The organism is Massilia phyllostachyos, from assembly GCF_021044825.1.
GTDB classification, from domain to species: Bacteria; Pseudomonadota; Gammaproteobacteria; order Burkholderiales; family Burkholderiaceae_D; genus Telluria; species Telluria phyllostachyos.
The window spans coordinates 25,624-38,725 of record NZ_JAJNOC010000003.1; the positions used below are offsets into that span (position 1 = coordinate 25,624).

Sequence of the window (13,102 nt, forward strand, 5' to 3'; positions counted from 1 at the left end):
TTGGATTACAGCTGCGTCAGCGAAATCGTGTTCGGCGCCGGCGTCGAGCAAGGCTCCTCGTCGAAAGCGATGTCGCCCAAGGGGTTGGGCACGCCGTCGGTCTTCAGGTCGACGAAGCCGAACAGGTCGCGGTCCTGCAGGTGCGACGGCACCACGGTGGAGAGCGACGAGAACACGTTCTCCACGCGCCCCGGATGCTTCTTTTCCCAGTCGCGCAGCATCGCCTTGATCTGCTTGCGCTGCAGGTTTTCCTGCGAGCCGCACAGGTCGCACGGGATGATCGGGAAGCCTTTCACTTGCGCATAGCGCTCGGTATCCGCTTCCTTCACATAGGCCAGCGGACGGATCACCATGTGCTTGCCGTCGTCCGACACTAATTTTGCTGGCATGCCCTTCAGCTTCCCGCCGAAGAACATGTTCAGGAAGAAGGTTTCGAGGATGTCGTCGCGGTGGTGGCCCAGCGCGATCTTGTTGCAGCCGAGCTCGTCCGCCACGCGGTACAGGATGCCGCGCCGCAGTCTGGAACAGAGCGAGCAGGTGGTTTTACCCTCCGGGATCAGGCGCTTGACGATGCTGTAGGTGTCCTGGTTCTCGATGTGGAAAGGCACGCCCAGTTTTTCCAGGTAGGCCGGCAGGATGTCGGCCGGGAAGTTCGGCTGCTTCTGGTCCAGGTTCACCGCGACGATGTCGAAATGGATCGGCGCGCGTTCGCGCAGGGTCATGAGGATGTCGAGCAGGGCGTAGCTGTCCTTGCCGCCCGACAGGCAGACCATCACCTTGTCGCCGTCCTCGATCATGTTGAAGTCGCCGATGGCCTGGCCGACCTGGCGGCACAGGCGCTTGTGCAGCTTGTTGTTCTCGTACGCGATTTTCTCGAGCTTCTTGGCTTGCGCGTCCGGGTTCAGTTGGTCGAGATCCGCTTCGCTCATGCTTCTTCCTTCACCTGGAACACTTCCACGCCCACGCCTTCGCAATCCGGATACACGTCCGGCTTCATGGTCGACACGCGCGCGGCGCGCACGCGCGGGTGGGTCAGCATCGCCTTGACCACGTCGTCGCACAGGGTTTCCTGCAGGTGGATGTGGCCCTTCGAAATGCGCTTGGCGATGGTCTCGCGCATGAAGTCGTAGTCGACCACTTCCGACAGCTGGTCGGCCTTCGGCGTCGACTGCTCCAGCGGAATGTACAAATCGACGTTGATCATGACACGCTGTTCCGCCTTCTTCTCGAAGTCATGCACGCCGATGTTGATCATCACTTCGTAATTGCGCAGGAACAGCCGGCGGCAATCGCGCAAGCTCGGGTGAATCAGGGCGGATAACATGGGTAAAGCCTTTTATGAAGAAGAATGGTTGTTCGGTTCGGTCAGGAACATCACGTCGCGCGGCGACGCCTGCAAATGCTGGCCGCCATCGACCAGCAGGGTGGTGCCGGTCAGCGCCCGCGCGCCGGCCGCATACACCACGGCGTCGGCGATGTCCTGCGGGGTCGAGGAACGCCCCAGCGGCGTCATCGCGTGCGCCTGGGCGAAGCCGGCCTCGCTCTGCTCGCCCGACACCATCGTGATGCCCGGCGCCACGCCGACCACGCGCACCTTCGGCGCCAGCGCCTGCGCCAGCATCGTGGTGGCCGTGTGCAGCGCCGCCTTCGACAGCGTGTACGACAGAAAATCCGGGTTGAGATTGTACAGTTTCTGGTCCAGCAGGTTGACCACGACGGCCTGGCTGCCTGCCGGGGTCATGGCGTGCAGGGCCTGGGCCAGCAGCAGCGGCGCCGTGACGTTCGCCGCCATATGGGTGTTCAGCAGGGCCGGCGAAAACGCGGTGGCGCTGTCGTATTCAAACAACGAAGCGTTGTTGACGATGCAAGCCGGCACGCCCAGCTCCCCGGCCACGCGGCCGGGCAGGGCGCGCACCGCCGCTTCGTCCTGCAGCTCGCACTGGAACAATGCCGCGCGCCGGCCGAGGGCGCGGATCGCGTCCGCGGTCTCCTGCGCCTCCTGCTCCGAATGGCGGTAGTGCACGGCCACGTCCCAGCCGGCGCCGGCCAGGCCGAGCGCGATGGCGCGGCCCAGGCGGCGGCCGGCGCCGGTCACCAGGGCCACCTTGGAAGCGTGAGCGATCGTCGTGTGCATGATGTCGTTGATGGAGGCTGATTTCGCTACAATGCCGGCATGTCCCTGCCCGCACCCACTCCCGACGCGCTCGCCGCATCCCACTCCCTGCAACAGCTGATCGCCGCCGACATCGAGAAACTCGGCGGCGCGATGGCGTTTTCACGGTTCATGGAACTGGCGCTGTACGCGCCCCGGCTCGGGTATTACAGCGGCGGCGCGTCCAAACTGGGCGCGAGCGGCGACTTCACGACCGCGCCCGAGATCTCTCCCCTGTTCGGGGCCGCCCTGGCGCGCGTGGCCGCCGCTATTATCGCCCAAAGCGCGCCGGAGATCATCGAATTCGGCGCCGGCACCGGCAAGCTGGCGCGCGACGTGCTCACCGCCCTGGACCGCATGGGCATCGAAGTCGGCTCCTACACCATCATCGAACTGTCGGGCGAACTGCGCGCGCGCCAGCAGGAAGCATTGCAGGACCTGCCGCAAGTGCGCTGGCTGGACGGCATGCCGGAAACCTTCAGCGGCGTGGTGCTGGCCAACGAGGTGCTGGATGCGATGCCGGTGGAACTCGTGATCAGGAAGGATGGCCGGTGGATGCGCCAGATGGTCACCGTGCAGGATGGCGCTTTCGCCTTCGTGCAGGCGCCGCTGCCGGATGATCTGGCGGCGCAGGTGGCTCGCCAGATCCCTGACGCCGAGCACCTGCTCGATGGCTATGTCACCGAAATCCACCCGGTGGCCGAAGGCTTCATGGCTTCGCTGGCGCAGATGATGAAGGACGGCCGCGGCGCCGCCATCCTGTTCGACTACGGCTTCCCGGCCCACGAGTACTACCTCGACCAGCGCATCGGCGGCACCCTGATGTGCCACTACCGCCACCACGCCCACCCGGATCCCTTCTATTTGCCCGGCCTGCAGGACATCACGTCCCACGTCGACTTCACGGCGATGGCGCTGGCGTCCCAGGACGCCGGCCTGCCGGTGCTGGCCTACATGAACCAGGCCTCCTTCCTGCTGGGCGCCGGCATCGGCGAGCTGTTGATGGAAAACGACCCGGAACAGGCGCGCGACTTCCTGCCGCAATCGCGCGCGGTGCAGAAGCTGGTGTCGCCGGCCGAAATGGGCGAGCTGTTCAAGGTGCTGGTGGTGGGCCAGGACGTGGAATTGCCCGATGCAATCGTGCGTGCCGACCGGAGCCACCGCCTGTAGAATTTTTGACATCTTGCGCTCTGGATACAAATCCGGCTAAGCTGTACTACTCCGGACCGGGTCGGATCGCCTGAACATTCATTCGACCGGCAGCGGGACACATCACAGACCATGGCCAAGATCCATACCCACTATGACAACCTGAAGGTTGCGCGCGGCGCGCCGGGGGAGGTCATTCGTGCGGCATACAAGGCCCTGAGCCAGAAATACCATCCCGACAAGAATCCGGGCGACGAAAAGGCCGCCCGCATCATGGCGATCGTCAACACCGCCTACAACACCCTGTCCGACCCGGTGCGCCGCAAGGAGCACGACGAGTGGATCGCCTCGGAAGAGTGGGAAGTCGAATGGCTGGAAAGCAGCGGCGCCGAGGAAGGCGAGCACGGCGCCGGCCGCGGCCGCCCGGACAGCTGGGAGCCGCGCGCGACCGGCGAACGGCGTCCGCGCGCGCGCCTGATGCGCGATCCGCGCTGGTGGCTGGGCTTGTCCGGCTGCCTGGTGCTGGGCGCCGCCGCCGCCTTGTTCGTGGGCCAGCAGCCGCGCGCCAGGCTGCCGGAGATGCTGTCCTGGGCCGGCAAGCCTGACGCCATTGCACCCGTACCCGCTGCGCCGAACGCGAAAACGGCCCCCACCTCCGACCGCCCGGACGAGCTGGGCAGCGACGCCAGCACCGAGGGCTGGGCGCGCCGCTTCGGCGGCGACGGACCGGCGCCGCCGCCCGAGATCAAGGCCCTGGCCGTGACCCAGCTGGTGGTGCCGGCGCGCGCGCCCGACTGCGGCACCGACCTGCAGACCCTGGCCGCCCCCAGCGGCGATGCGTGGCCGGCCGAGTCCGGCTACCTGCCGGGCTACCCGGTCGGCAACAGCGGCAGCGAAATGCAGATGATCATCGACAACGGCGAAAATCCCTCGCCGATCTTCGTCAAGCTCTACGACCTCGACCGCCGCTCGAACGTGCGCCATGTGTATGTCCAGGCGAACGGCAATTTCATCATCGACAAGCTGGCCGCCGGCAAGTACGAAGTCCGCTACCAGAATATCGTCGTCGGCGACGGCAAGACCGAGTGCGTCAACGGCCGCCGCGCGCCCCTGCGCCAGGCGGCGGCAGGTGGCTGAGCAGCGACTTGTCGTTTTTTCCCCGCATCTATTGCCAGTAATTATTAGGTCTTTACCCAATTTAACTAATTCGTTCCTGAGCCGTAATATACTGAAATGATGCGGCAAGCCCATGCAGCAGCCGCCCACGCCCAACGCAGGCCTACGGACAAGGAATGAACGAACTGGAAGGCCTCACGGCCCTGATCATCGAGCCCCACGCGGGCATGCGCGCCAACATCCACAGCATGCTCAATATGTGCGGGCTGACGCGCATCGAGCACGCCAGTTCGTCGAACCTGGCCGTCAAGCACCTGGGCCTGCGCACCTTCGACATGGTGCTGTGTGAATACGACCTCGAGGGCGGACAGGACGGCCAGCAGCTGCTGGAAGACCTGCGCCACCACAAGCTGATGTCGCTCTCGACCATGTTCTTCATGGTCACCGCCGAGGGCAACCACAGCAAGGTGGTCAGCGCCGCCGAGCTGGCGCCCACCGACTACATCCTGAAACCCTTCACCGCCGACCGCCTGCTCGAGCGCATCGCGCGCGCCCTCGACCGCCGCAGCGCCTTCATGGCGGTGTACGAGCTGATGGAGGCGGGCGACCAGCGTGAAGCGATCGAGGCCTGCATCGAGGGCGAGGGCCTGCACCCGCGCTATGCCGTCGACTTCATGCGCCTGCGCGCCGAGCTGCACGTGTTCCTGGGCGAGCCGGAGCAGGCCGAGCCGATCTACCGCAAGCTGATCGAGGTGAAGGCGATCGCCTGGGCCCGCCTGGGCCTGGCCAAGACCCTGTTCCTGCGCAAGCAGTTCGGCGAAGCCAAGGAGATGCTGGAAGAGCTGGTCGACTCCAACAAGAACTTCGTCGATGCCTACGACTGGCTGGCGCGCACCCATGCGGCGGTGGGCGACCTGGCCAAGTCGCAGACCGTGCTGACCGAGGCGGTGGCGGTGTCGCCCCACGCGGTGCGGCGCCTGCGCACCCTGGGCGAGACCGCCTTCGAAGCCGGCGACAACGAGTCGGCCGAAAAATTCCTCAAGCAAGTGGTCAGCAAGGCCAAGTATTCCGAATTCCGCGACCCCGAAGACCACGTCAAACTGGTGCGCACCCTGGTGAAGAAGGGCGACCCGGTGGCCGCCGCCGCCGTGATCCGCGAGCTCGACCGCTCGCTGGGCGGGCGTCCCAATACCCGGCTGTGCAGCGCGATCTCGGCCGCCATGCTGCACGAGTTCACCGGCAACGAGACGCGCCTGAACGACGCCCTCACGGCCGCGCTGGAAGAATGCAAGGATGCGCCCAACCTGTCGCCCGACATCAAGCTCGAGCTGGCGCGCACTTGTTTAGAGAACAATAGGGAAGAGGGCGGCGCCGACATCGTGCGCGAAGTGATGCGCAACGCCGCCAACGACGCCGGCATGGCGCGCGCCATGGGCGTACTGGAAGGCGCCGGCTTTCCGGACCTGGCGCGCACGCTGGCGCAGGAAAGCCGCCAGCACGTGGTCGACCTGGTCAACGGCGGCGCCGCGCGCGCGAAAAGCGGCGACTACCGCGGCGCGGTCGAGCTGATGCTGGAAGCGGCGGCCAAGCTGCCGAACAACCCCTCGGTGGCCTTCAATGCGGCCCTGGCCGTGCTGCGCTGCCTCGAGCACGACGGCTGGGACGACCGCCTCGGCCTGCAGATCACCGGCCTGATCGGCAATGTGCGCAAGGTCGATCCGGGCAACCCGAAACTGGGCGCGCTGTCGGCCCTGCACCACCAGATCCTCAAGAAATACGAACGCAACGGACAAGGGCGCGTCAGCAAACCGGCCGCGGTTCAAAAAGCGGCAGTTTGAAAGATATTTGAAGCATGGCTGAATCCTCCTTGCCGCCGGAAGGCGCGACCCGCCGCGTGCGCGCGGCCCTGATGAACAAGGTCTGCGGCGACGAAGAAATGTTCGCCCTGGGCGCCTCGATAGCCCGCGTGGTCGACATGGCTTCCAGCGACGACCAGGGCACCCATGACCTGGCCTATTACGTGGTCTCCGACCCCGCGCTGACGCAGCGCATCCTGCGCCTGTCGAACACCATCCAGTACCGCACCGCCTCGGGTTCCCAGGTGACCACGATTTCGCGCGCGATCTCGCTGCTCGGCTTCGACAACGTCAAGGCCACCGCGCTGGCCATGCTGCTGGTCGACGCCCTCGACAGTTCCGAGCACGCCGACAGCGTGCGGGTGGAGCTCGAGGCGGCCCTGTGCGCCAGCCTGGTGGGCCGCGAGATGGCGCGCCACAGTTTTTATCAAGGCGCCGAGGAAGCGGCGATCTGCGCGCTGTTCAAGAACCTGGGCCCGCTGCTGGTGGCCAGCCACGCGCACGAGCGCTACCGCGAGATCGCGGCCCTGGTCGCGGGCGGCAAGCACACCGTGGGGCAGGCTTCCCAGATGATCCTCGGCTGCAGCTACGACGCGCTGTCGCAGGCGGTGCTGCAGGAATGGAAGATCCCGGACGTGATCGTGCGCGCCCAGAACGGCTTGCCGCCGACCGCGGTGCGGGTCGCCGCCAATCGCGGCGAGTGGATGCGCCAGGTCGCTTCCCTGAGCCAGGACGTGGCGCGCCTGCTGGCGAAGACCCACGAGCCGGTCGGCTCGCCCGAAGCCAAGGCCCTGCTCGGCCGCTACGGCGACGCGCTCGACCTCGACGGCGGCCGCATGGACGCCCTGCTCACCGCGGTGCAGGACGGCATGCGCAGCCTGCTCGAGAGCATGAACATGCAGCCGGCCCCGCGCAGCGAACCGAAGCAGCCGGAGAGCAGCCTGCCCAACGTGCTGATGCTGGCCACGCTGGACGCCGGCGAGGAAGAGCAGGAAGGCCTGCATCCCAGCGGCAAGCCGAAGAACGCGCGCGAGCTGCTGCTGGCCGGCGTGCAGGACGTGACGCAATTGCGCGCCACCGGCGGCAAGGTCAACGACGTGGTGCTGGCGGTGCTGGAAACCATCCACGGCGCGCTGGGCTTCCGCTTCGCCACCGTGTGCCTGCGCGACCCCAAGAACGGCCAGTTCCGCGCCCGCCTGGCGCTGGGCGAGGAGGGCGCCAGATTGCAGGCCGGCTTCGCCTTCCCGCTGGCCTCCAGCCGCGACCTGTTCCACCTGGCGATGGAGAACGACGCCGACCTGATGATCTCGGACGCGTCGAGCCCCAAGATCCGCGACCTGCTGCCCGAGTGGCACCGCCGGCTGCTGCCGGACGCCAAGAGCTTCATCGTGCTGCCGCTGGTGGTGGGGAAGGTGCAGCTGGGCTTGTTCTATGGGGACCGCACGGTGGAGGCGCACGAAGGCGTGCCGCCGGACGAGACGGCGTTGATCAAGGCGCTCAAGGGCCAGGTGCTGGCGGCGCTGGCGCCGGCGTAACGCCAGCACCGCCGCCGCCATCTCTCCTGTCATTAGCTTTGAGACCGTCATCCCGGCGCAGGCCGGGATCCAATTCCGTCGAGCAGTGACGGGCGCATCCGCGAAGCGCTGCGGTAAGGCACACAAAATTGGATTCCGGCCTGCGCCGGAAGTCATGGGCGCCAGTGGTGCGCATGACGGTCTTAGGGCCGGTGGTCAACAAAAACGCCAGTCAAATTCGCCCTCTAAAACCCCCTTTTCATCTTTCCTTTCAATTCCCACAAAATCACCCTTGTAGTTTTGCATCCCGCCCGTTACAATCACGCCCCGAAGCAACGCTGCTATGCGAAGCGGACAAAGTCTGCCGAAACATAGTTGACAATACGTTGAGCTTGCTTCATACTCTGCGGTTCTTCGCGGTGGGGTGGCCGAGTGGTTAAAGGCAGCAGACTGTAAATCTGCCCTCTCTGAGTACGCTGGTTCGAATCCAGCCCCCACCACCAAAAAGAAGAGTCGAAGGAATTGAAAGTTGTACCTCGCGGGTGTAGCTCAATGGTAGAGCAGAAGCCTTCCAAGCTTACGACGAGGGTTCGATTCCCTTCACCCGCTCCAGTTAGTGCGGTGTTATTTCTAACCGCAAAAAATAAGCCCTTGTAGCTCAGTGGTAGAGCACTCCCTTGGTAAGGGAGAGGCCACGTGTTCAATCCACGTCAAGGGCACCAGAATTTTGTACGGCAGTCGCGTTGTACTCGTCCGTCAGGTGTGCCTGGTAATTCTCAAAAAAATCGTTAGATCTTAGGAGTCTGAAATGGCAAAGGAAAAATTCGAACGGACCAAGCCGCACGTCAACGTCGGCACCATCGGTCACGTTGACCACGGCAAAACCACCCTGACGGCTGCAATCGCAACCGTTCTGTCGAAGAAGTTCGGCGGCGAAGCCAAGGCCTACGACCAGATCGACGCGGCTCCGGAAGAAAAAGCACGCGGCATCACCATCAACACCGCGCACGTCGAATACGAAACCGCGAACCGTCACTACGCGCACGTCGACTGCCCGGGCCACGCCGACTACATCAAGAACATGATTACCGGTGCTGCGCAGATGGACGGCGCGATCCTGGTGTGCTCGGCCGCTGACGGCCCGATGCCGCAGACCCGCGAGCACATCCTGCTGGCGCGTCAGGTTGGCGTTCCGTACATCATCGTGTTCCTGAACAAGTGCGACCTGGTCGACGACGCGGAACTGCTGGAACTGGTCGAAATGGAAGTGCGTGAGCTCCTGTCGAAGTACGAGTTCCCAGGCGACGACCTGCCGATCATCAAAGGTTCGGCACGTATGGCGCTGGAAGGCCAGCCGGGCGAAATGGGCGAAGAGTGCATCGAGCGCCTGGCCGAAGCCCTGGACAGCTACATCCCGACCCCGGAACGTGCCGTCGACGGCGCCTTCCTGATGCCGGTGGAAGACGTGTTCTCGATCTCGGGCCGCGGTACCGTGGTGACCGGTCGTGTCGAGCGCGGCATCATCAAGGTCGGCGAAGAGATCGAAATCGTCGGTATCATCGACACCGTGAAGACCACCTGCACCGGCGTGGAAATGTTCCGCAAGCTGCTGGACCAGGGTCAAGCTGGCGACAACGTCGGCCTGCTGCTGCGCGGCACCAAGCGTGAAGACGTCCAGCGTGGCCAGGTCCTGGCCAAGCCGGGCTCGATCAAGCCGCACACCGACTTCACCGGCGAAGTGTACGTCCTGTCGAAAGACGAAGGCGGCCGTCACACCCCGTTCTTCAACAACTACCGTCCGCAGTTCTACTTCCGTACGACTGACGTGACCGGTTCGATCGTGCTGCCGGCTGACAAAGAAATGGTCATGCCAGGCGACAACGTGTCGATCACCGTCAAGCTGATCGCTCCGATCGCGATGGAAGAAGGTCTGCGCTTCGCAATCCGCGAAGGCGGCCGTACCGTCGGCGCCGGCGTGGTTGCCAAGATCATCGCCTGATAAGCGATGCTAGAGGGAAGCAGAACAACGCTTCCCTCGAACAGCATTGCCGGGTACGCGCGTACCCTGTATAATGCTGGATTCAGCGAGAAGTTTTCGTAGGGGTGTAGCTCAATTGGCAGAGCGTCGGTCTCCAAAACCGAAGGTCGCGGGTTCGATTCCCTCCGCCCCTGCCACCGAATTCTGGTGCGTAGGCACCGAAAGTAAAGAAGATGTCCAATCAATCCGTGCAAACTGTCAGCACCTCGAATGACAAGTTCAAGGTCGCACTGGCGGTAGTTGCCACGATTGCAGGCGTTGTCGGGTTCTTTTACCTGAAAAGCCAGAACAAACCAGCCTTGGTCGCCGCCGGCGCCCTCGTGGCTGGTTTAGTTTTTGCTGTCCTGCTTTTGTGGACTTCCACCACCGGTCGTGAATTCCTGAGCTTCGCCAAGGAGTCGGTGCGCGAGACCAAGAAAGTTGTTTGGCCGACCCGCAAGGAAGCCACCCAGATCACCGGCATCGTGTTCGCCTTCGTGGTCGTGACGGCGATCTTCCTGTGGGGCACGGATAAGGTTCTGGAATTCCTGTTGTACGACCTGGTCCTGGGATGGAAAAACTGATGAGCGAAAACGTGCAAGACAATGTGCCGGGCGACGTCCCGGCACAAGACGCTGGTGCGGCTCCCGTGAGTGTCCCGGTCAGCAACAAGCGCTGGTACGTCGTCCACGTCTACTCGGGCATGGAAAAGAGCGTGATGCGCGCACTGACCGAGCGCATCGACCGCGCCGGCATGCAGGAGCAGTTCGGCCAGATCCTGGTTCCGACCGAGGAAGTCGTCGAAATGCGCAACGGCACCAAGGCCGTCTCCGAGCGTCGTTTCTTCCCGGGCTATGTCCTGGTTGAGATGGAAATGACCGACGAGACCTGGCACCTGGTGAAGAACACCTCGAAGGTCACCGGCTTCATCGGCGGCAAGTCGAACAAGCCGACGCCGATCCCGGCGCGCGAGATCGACAAGATCATGCAGCAGGTCCAGGAAGGCGTCGAGAAGCCCCGCCCGAAAGTGCTGTACGAAGTGGGCGAGCAGGTGCGCATCAAGGAAGGCCCGTTCACCGACTTCAACGGCAACGTCGAGGAAGTCAACTACGAAAAATCGAAGGTGCGTGTCTCTGTCACCATCTTCGGCCGCGCAACTCCGGTGGAGCTGGAGTTCGGGCAGGTAGAAAAGGTTTAAAGCGCTTAATCGGAGCGTCGCAGCAGCAAGGCGGAATCCGGTAAGAGGAGCCCCGCCAGAGTAGTCGTGGTGGGGCGCTACTACTCAAACCAAATCAAGGAGCCATCATGGCCAAGAAGATTATTGGTTTTATCAAGCTGCAAGTCGCAGCTGGTAAAGCAAACCCCTCCCCACCGATCGGCCCGGCACTGGGTCAGCGCGGCCTGAACATCATGGAATTCTGCAAGGCGTTCAACGCCCAGACCCAGGGCTTCGAGCCGGGCATGCCGATTCCTGTCGTGATCACCGCGTTCGCCGACAAGTCCTTCACCTTCGTGATGAAGACCCCGCCGGCAACCTACCTGATCAAGAAAGCCGCCGGCATCACCAAGGGTTCGCCGAAGCCACATACCGACAAAGTCGGTACGCTGACCCGTGCCCAGGCTGAAGAAATCGCAAAAACCAAGCAGCCGGACTTGACCGCAGCCGACATGGACGCCGCAGTGCGTATCATCGCCGGTTCGGCACGTTCGATGGGCATCACGGTGGAGGGTGTGTAATGGCTAAGCTGTCCAAGCGCGTTAAAGCAATGAAAGAAAAAGTGGACCGCAACAAGGTCTACGCGTTCGACAACGCGGTGTCGATCGTCAAGGAATTCGCCACCGCCAAGTTCAACGAGTCGATCGACGTCGCCGTGCAACTGGGCGTGGATCCGAAGAAGTCGGACCAGGTGGTCCGCGGTTCGGTCGTCCTGCCAGCAGGCACCGGCAAGACCGTGCGCGTCGCCGTCTTCGCTTCGGGCGACAAGGCTGAAGCTGCCAAAGCAGCCGGCGCCGACATCGTCGGTATGGAAGACCTGGCCGACATGGTCAAGGCCGGCAACATGCCGTTCGACATCGTGATCGCGTCGCCGGACACCATGCGTATCGTCGGTACCCTGGGCCAGATCCTGGGCCCGCGCGGCCTGATGCCGAACCCGAAAGTCGGCACCGTGACCCCGAACGTCGCAGAAGCCGTCAAGAACGCCAAGGCCGGTCAGGTCCAGTACCGTACCGACAAGGCAGGTATCATCCACGCCACCATCGGCCGCAAATCGTTCTCGGACGAGCAGCTGAAGACCAACCTGGCAGCGCTGCTGGACGCCCTGAACAAGGCCAAGCCGGCAACCTCGAAGGGCGTGTACCTGCGCCGCGTCGCGATCTCGTCGACCATGGGCGCCGGCGTCCGTATCGACCACGCGTCGATCGCTGCTGCCTAATAAGCACTGAATCAAGTCCTCGCGGAACCTCGTGAGGCGCATCTTTGGGCTGTCGGAGCAAATCACCGCTCCGTCAGGCAATCAAAGACCGTTGGGCCGAAGGCAGAGCGAGTTTTAAACCCTGCTGGAGGTTAATAGACAAACCCAACGCAGATGGTGACCCGAACAAGTTTTGTAGTCCACGCTGCGTGAGTTCATCCGCGTTAGATTGACTTCTTAACTTCGGACGCCGTGTTCGAACCGATGCCAACATGTTGTTGGCATCATTTAAGGAGATTGACCGTGGGTCTTAATCTGAATGACAAAAAGGCCGTCGTCGAAGAGGTAAGCGCGAAAGTTGCAACCGCGCAGACCATCGTCGTGGCTGAGTACCGTGGCATCCAGGTTGCTCACTTGACCAAACTCCGTGCAGCTGCACGTGCCCAGGGCGTCTACCTGCGTGTTCTGAAGAACACGCTGGCTCGTCGCTCGGTCGAAGGCACGCAGTTCGCTTCGCTGGCAGATTCCATGACCGGTCCGCTGATCTACTCGATCTCGGACGACGCCGTTGCAGCAGCTAAAGTCATCAATGACTTCGCTAAAACCAACGACAAGCTGGTCGTGAAAGCTGGTAACTACGCCGGTAAGCAACTGGATGTTGCTGGCGTGACCGCGCTGGCAAGCATCCCGAGCCGTGAAGTCCTCATCGCCCAGCTGCTGGGCGTCATGCAGGCACCGGTGTCGGGCTTCGCACGGGTTCTGGCTGCAGTCGCAGCACAAAAAGGCGAAGGCGCCGCTGCTCCGGCAGCGGAAGCCACCGAAGCGTAATCGCTTCGCGTCTTTCTGTTCAAGTAGAACCAAACCTGTACTACACACACACAATA

13 protein-coding genes and 4 tRNA genes are annotated in these 13,102 nt (G+C 63.3%); 14 read left to right on the forward strand and 3 right to left on the reverse strand.

Annotated elements, in window-relative coordinates:
* Window positions 1–5: 5 nt before the first annotated feature.
* From ttcA to LQ564_RS11095, 3 genes are read right to left on the reverse strand one after another with little or no spacing between them, the layout of a single operon-like run.
* Entirely contained in the window at window positions 6–929 is a 924-nt protein-coding gene (gene ttcA, locus LQ564_RS11085) for a tRNA 2-thiocytidine(32) synthetase TtcA (RefSeq protein WP_231058177.1), read from the reverse strand.
* Window positions 926–1,324 (reverse strand): dihydroneopterin aldolase, encoded by a 399-nt coding sequence (locus LQ564_RS11090; protein ID WP_231058178.1) that lies wholly within the window; start codon window positions 1,322–1,324, stop codon window positions 926–928. The genes ttcA and LQ564_RS11090 overlap by 4 nt, the downstream gene beginning before the upstream one ends.
* Before the next feature lie 12 nt (window positions 1,325–1,336).
* Entirely contained in the window at window positions 1,337–2,134 is a 798-nt protein-coding gene (locus LQ564_RS11095; RefSeq protein ID WP_231058179.1) for an SDR family oxidoreductase, read from the reverse strand.
* Window positions 2,135–2,173: 39 nt separating this feature from the next.
* Here LQ564_RS11095 and LQ564_RS11100 point away from each other — a divergent pair, with 39 nt between their 5' ends.
* The 14 genes from LQ564_RS11100 to rplJ all read left to right on the forward strand — a co-directional run bounded on the left by LQ564_RS11100 (window position 2,174) and on the right by rplJ (window position 13,046).
* Window positions 2,174–3,322: a class I SAM-dependent methyltransferase gene (locus tag LQ564_RS11100; RefSeq protein ID WP_231058180.1), complete on the forward strand. Its 1,149-nt coding sequence runs from the start codon at window positions 2,174–2,176 to the stop codon at window positions 3,320–3,322.
* Between the two features lie 111 nt (window positions 3,323–3,433).
* A complete protein-coding gene (locus LQ564_RS11105) occupies window positions 3,434–4,438 on the forward strand; it encodes a J domain-containing protein (protein ID WP_231058181.1) in 1,005 nt (334 codons plus the stop codon).
* Window positions 4,439–4,593: 155 nt separating this feature from the next.
* On the forward strand, window positions 4,594–6,255 hold the full coding sequence (locus LQ564_RS11110) for a tetratricopeptide repeat-containing response regulator (protein WP_231058182.1): 1,662 nt from the start codon (window positions 4,594–4,596) through the stop codon (window positions 6,253–6,255).
* A gap of 14 nt (window positions 6,256–6,269) precedes the next feature.
* On the forward strand, window positions 6,270–7,808 hold the full coding sequence (locus tag LQ564_RS11115) for an HDOD domain-containing protein (protein WP_231058183.1): 1,539 nt from the start codon (window positions 6,270–6,272) through the stop codon (window positions 7,806–7,808).
* Window positions 7,809–8,205: 397 nt separating this feature from the next.
* A tRNA-Tyr gene (locus LQ564_RS11120) sits at window positions 8,206–8,290 on the forward strand.
* 35 nt (window positions 8,291–8,325) lie between these two features.
* Window positions 8,326–8,399 (forward strand) — tRNA-Gly (locus LQ564_RS11125).
* 35 nt (window positions 8,400–8,434) lie between these two features.
* Window positions 8,435–8,509, forward strand: a tRNA-Thr gene (locus tag LQ564_RS11130).
* Between the two features lie 86 nt (window positions 8,510–8,595).
* Window positions 8,596–9,786, forward strand: a complete 1,191-nt coding sequence (gene tuf / locus LQ564_RS11135; protein ID WP_231058184.1) for an elongation factor Tu — start codon at window positions 8,596–8,598, stop codon at window positions 9,784–9,786.
* Between the two features lie 100 nt (window positions 9,787–9,886).
* A tRNA-Trp gene (locus LQ564_RS11140) sits at window positions 9,887–9,962 on the forward strand.
* A gap of 36 nt (window positions 9,963–9,998) precedes the next feature.
* Window positions 9,999–10,388: a preprotein translocase subunit SecE gene (gene secE, locus LQ564_RS11145; RefSeq protein ID WP_231058185.1), complete on the forward strand. Its 390-nt coding sequence runs from the start codon at window positions 9,999–10,001 to the stop codon at window positions 10,386–10,388.
* A complete protein-coding gene (gene nusG / locus LQ564_RS11150; RefSeq protein WP_231058186.1) occupies window positions 10,388–11,002 on the forward strand; it encodes a transcription termination/antitermination protein NusG in 615 nt (204 codons plus the stop codon). The genes secE and nusG overlap by 1 nt, the downstream gene beginning before the upstream one ends.
* Before the next feature lie 107 nt (window positions 11,003–11,109).
* A complete protein-coding gene (gene rplK / locus LQ564_RS11155) occupies window positions 11,110–11,541 on the forward strand; it encodes a 50S ribosomal protein L11 (RefSeq protein ID WP_020653552.1) in 432 nt (143 codons plus the stop codon).
* Complete coding sequence (gene rplA / locus LQ564_RS11160) at window positions 11,541–12,239, forward strand: 50S ribosomal protein L1 (protein WP_231058187.1); 699 nt, start codon at window positions 11,541–11,543, stop codon at window positions 12,237–12,239. The genes rplK and rplA overlap by 1 nt, the downstream gene beginning before the upstream one ends.
* A gap of 282 nt (window positions 12,240–12,521) precedes the next feature.
* On the forward strand, window positions 12,522–13,046 hold the full coding sequence (rplJ, locus tag LQ564_RS11165; RefSeq protein WP_231058188.1) for a 50S ribosomal protein L10: 525 nt from the start codon (window positions 12,522–12,524) through the stop codon (window positions 13,044–13,046).
* The last annotated feature ends 56 nt before the right edge of the window (window positions 13,047–13,102 follow it).

What these genes read in the sequence shown, in the direction of transcription:
- ttcA (WP_231058177.1), bottom strand. Translation starts at nt 929, where the DNA reads ATGAGCGAAGCGGATCTCGACCAACTGAACCCGGACGCGCAAGCCAAG.
- LQ564_RS11090 (WP_231058178.1), bottom strand. Translation starts at nt 1,324, where the DNA reads ATGTTATCCGCCCTGATTCACCCGAGCTTGCGCGATTGCCGCCGGCTG.
- LQ564_RS11095 (WP_231058179.1), bottom strand. Translation starts at nt 2,134, where the DNA reads ATGCACACGACGATCGCTCACGCTTCCAAGGTGGCCCTGGTGACCGGC.
- LQ564_RS11100 (WP_231058180.1), top strand. Translation starts at nt 2,174, where the DNA reads ATGTCCCTGCCCGCACCCACTCCCGACGCGCTCGCCGCATCCCACTCC.
- LQ564_RS11105 (WP_231058181.1), top strand. Translation starts at nt 3,434, where the DNA reads ATGGCCAAGATCCATACCCACTATGACAACCTGAAGGTTGCGCGCGGC.
- LQ564_RS11110 (WP_231058182.1), top strand. Translation starts at nt 4,594, where the DNA reads ATGAACGAACTGGAAGGCCTCACGGCCCTGATCATCGAGCCCCACGCG.
- LQ564_RS11115 (WP_231058183.1), top strand. Translation starts at nt 6,270, where the DNA reads ATGGCTGAATCCTCCTTGCCGCCGGAAGGCGCGACCCGCCGCGTGCGC.
- tuf (WP_231058184.1), top strand. Translation starts at nt 8,596, where the DNA reads ATGGCAAAGGAAAAATTCGAACGGACCAAGCCGCACGTCAACGTCGGC.
- secE (WP_231058185.1), top strand. Translation starts at nt 9,999, where the DNA reads ATGTCCAATCAATCCGTGCAAACTGTCAGCACCTCGAATGACAAGTTC.
- nusG (WP_231058186.1), top strand. Translation starts at nt 10,388, where the DNA reads ATGAGCGAAAACGTGCAAGACAATGTGCCGGGCGACGTCCCGGCACAA.
- rplK (WP_020653552.1), top strand. Translation starts at nt 11,110, where the DNA reads ATGGCCAAGAAGATTATTGGTTTTATCAAGCTGCAAGTCGCAGCTGGT.
- rplA (WP_231058187.1), top strand. Translation starts at nt 11,541, where the DNA reads ATGGCTAAGCTGTCCAAGCGCGTTAAAGCAATGAAAGAAAAAGTGGAC.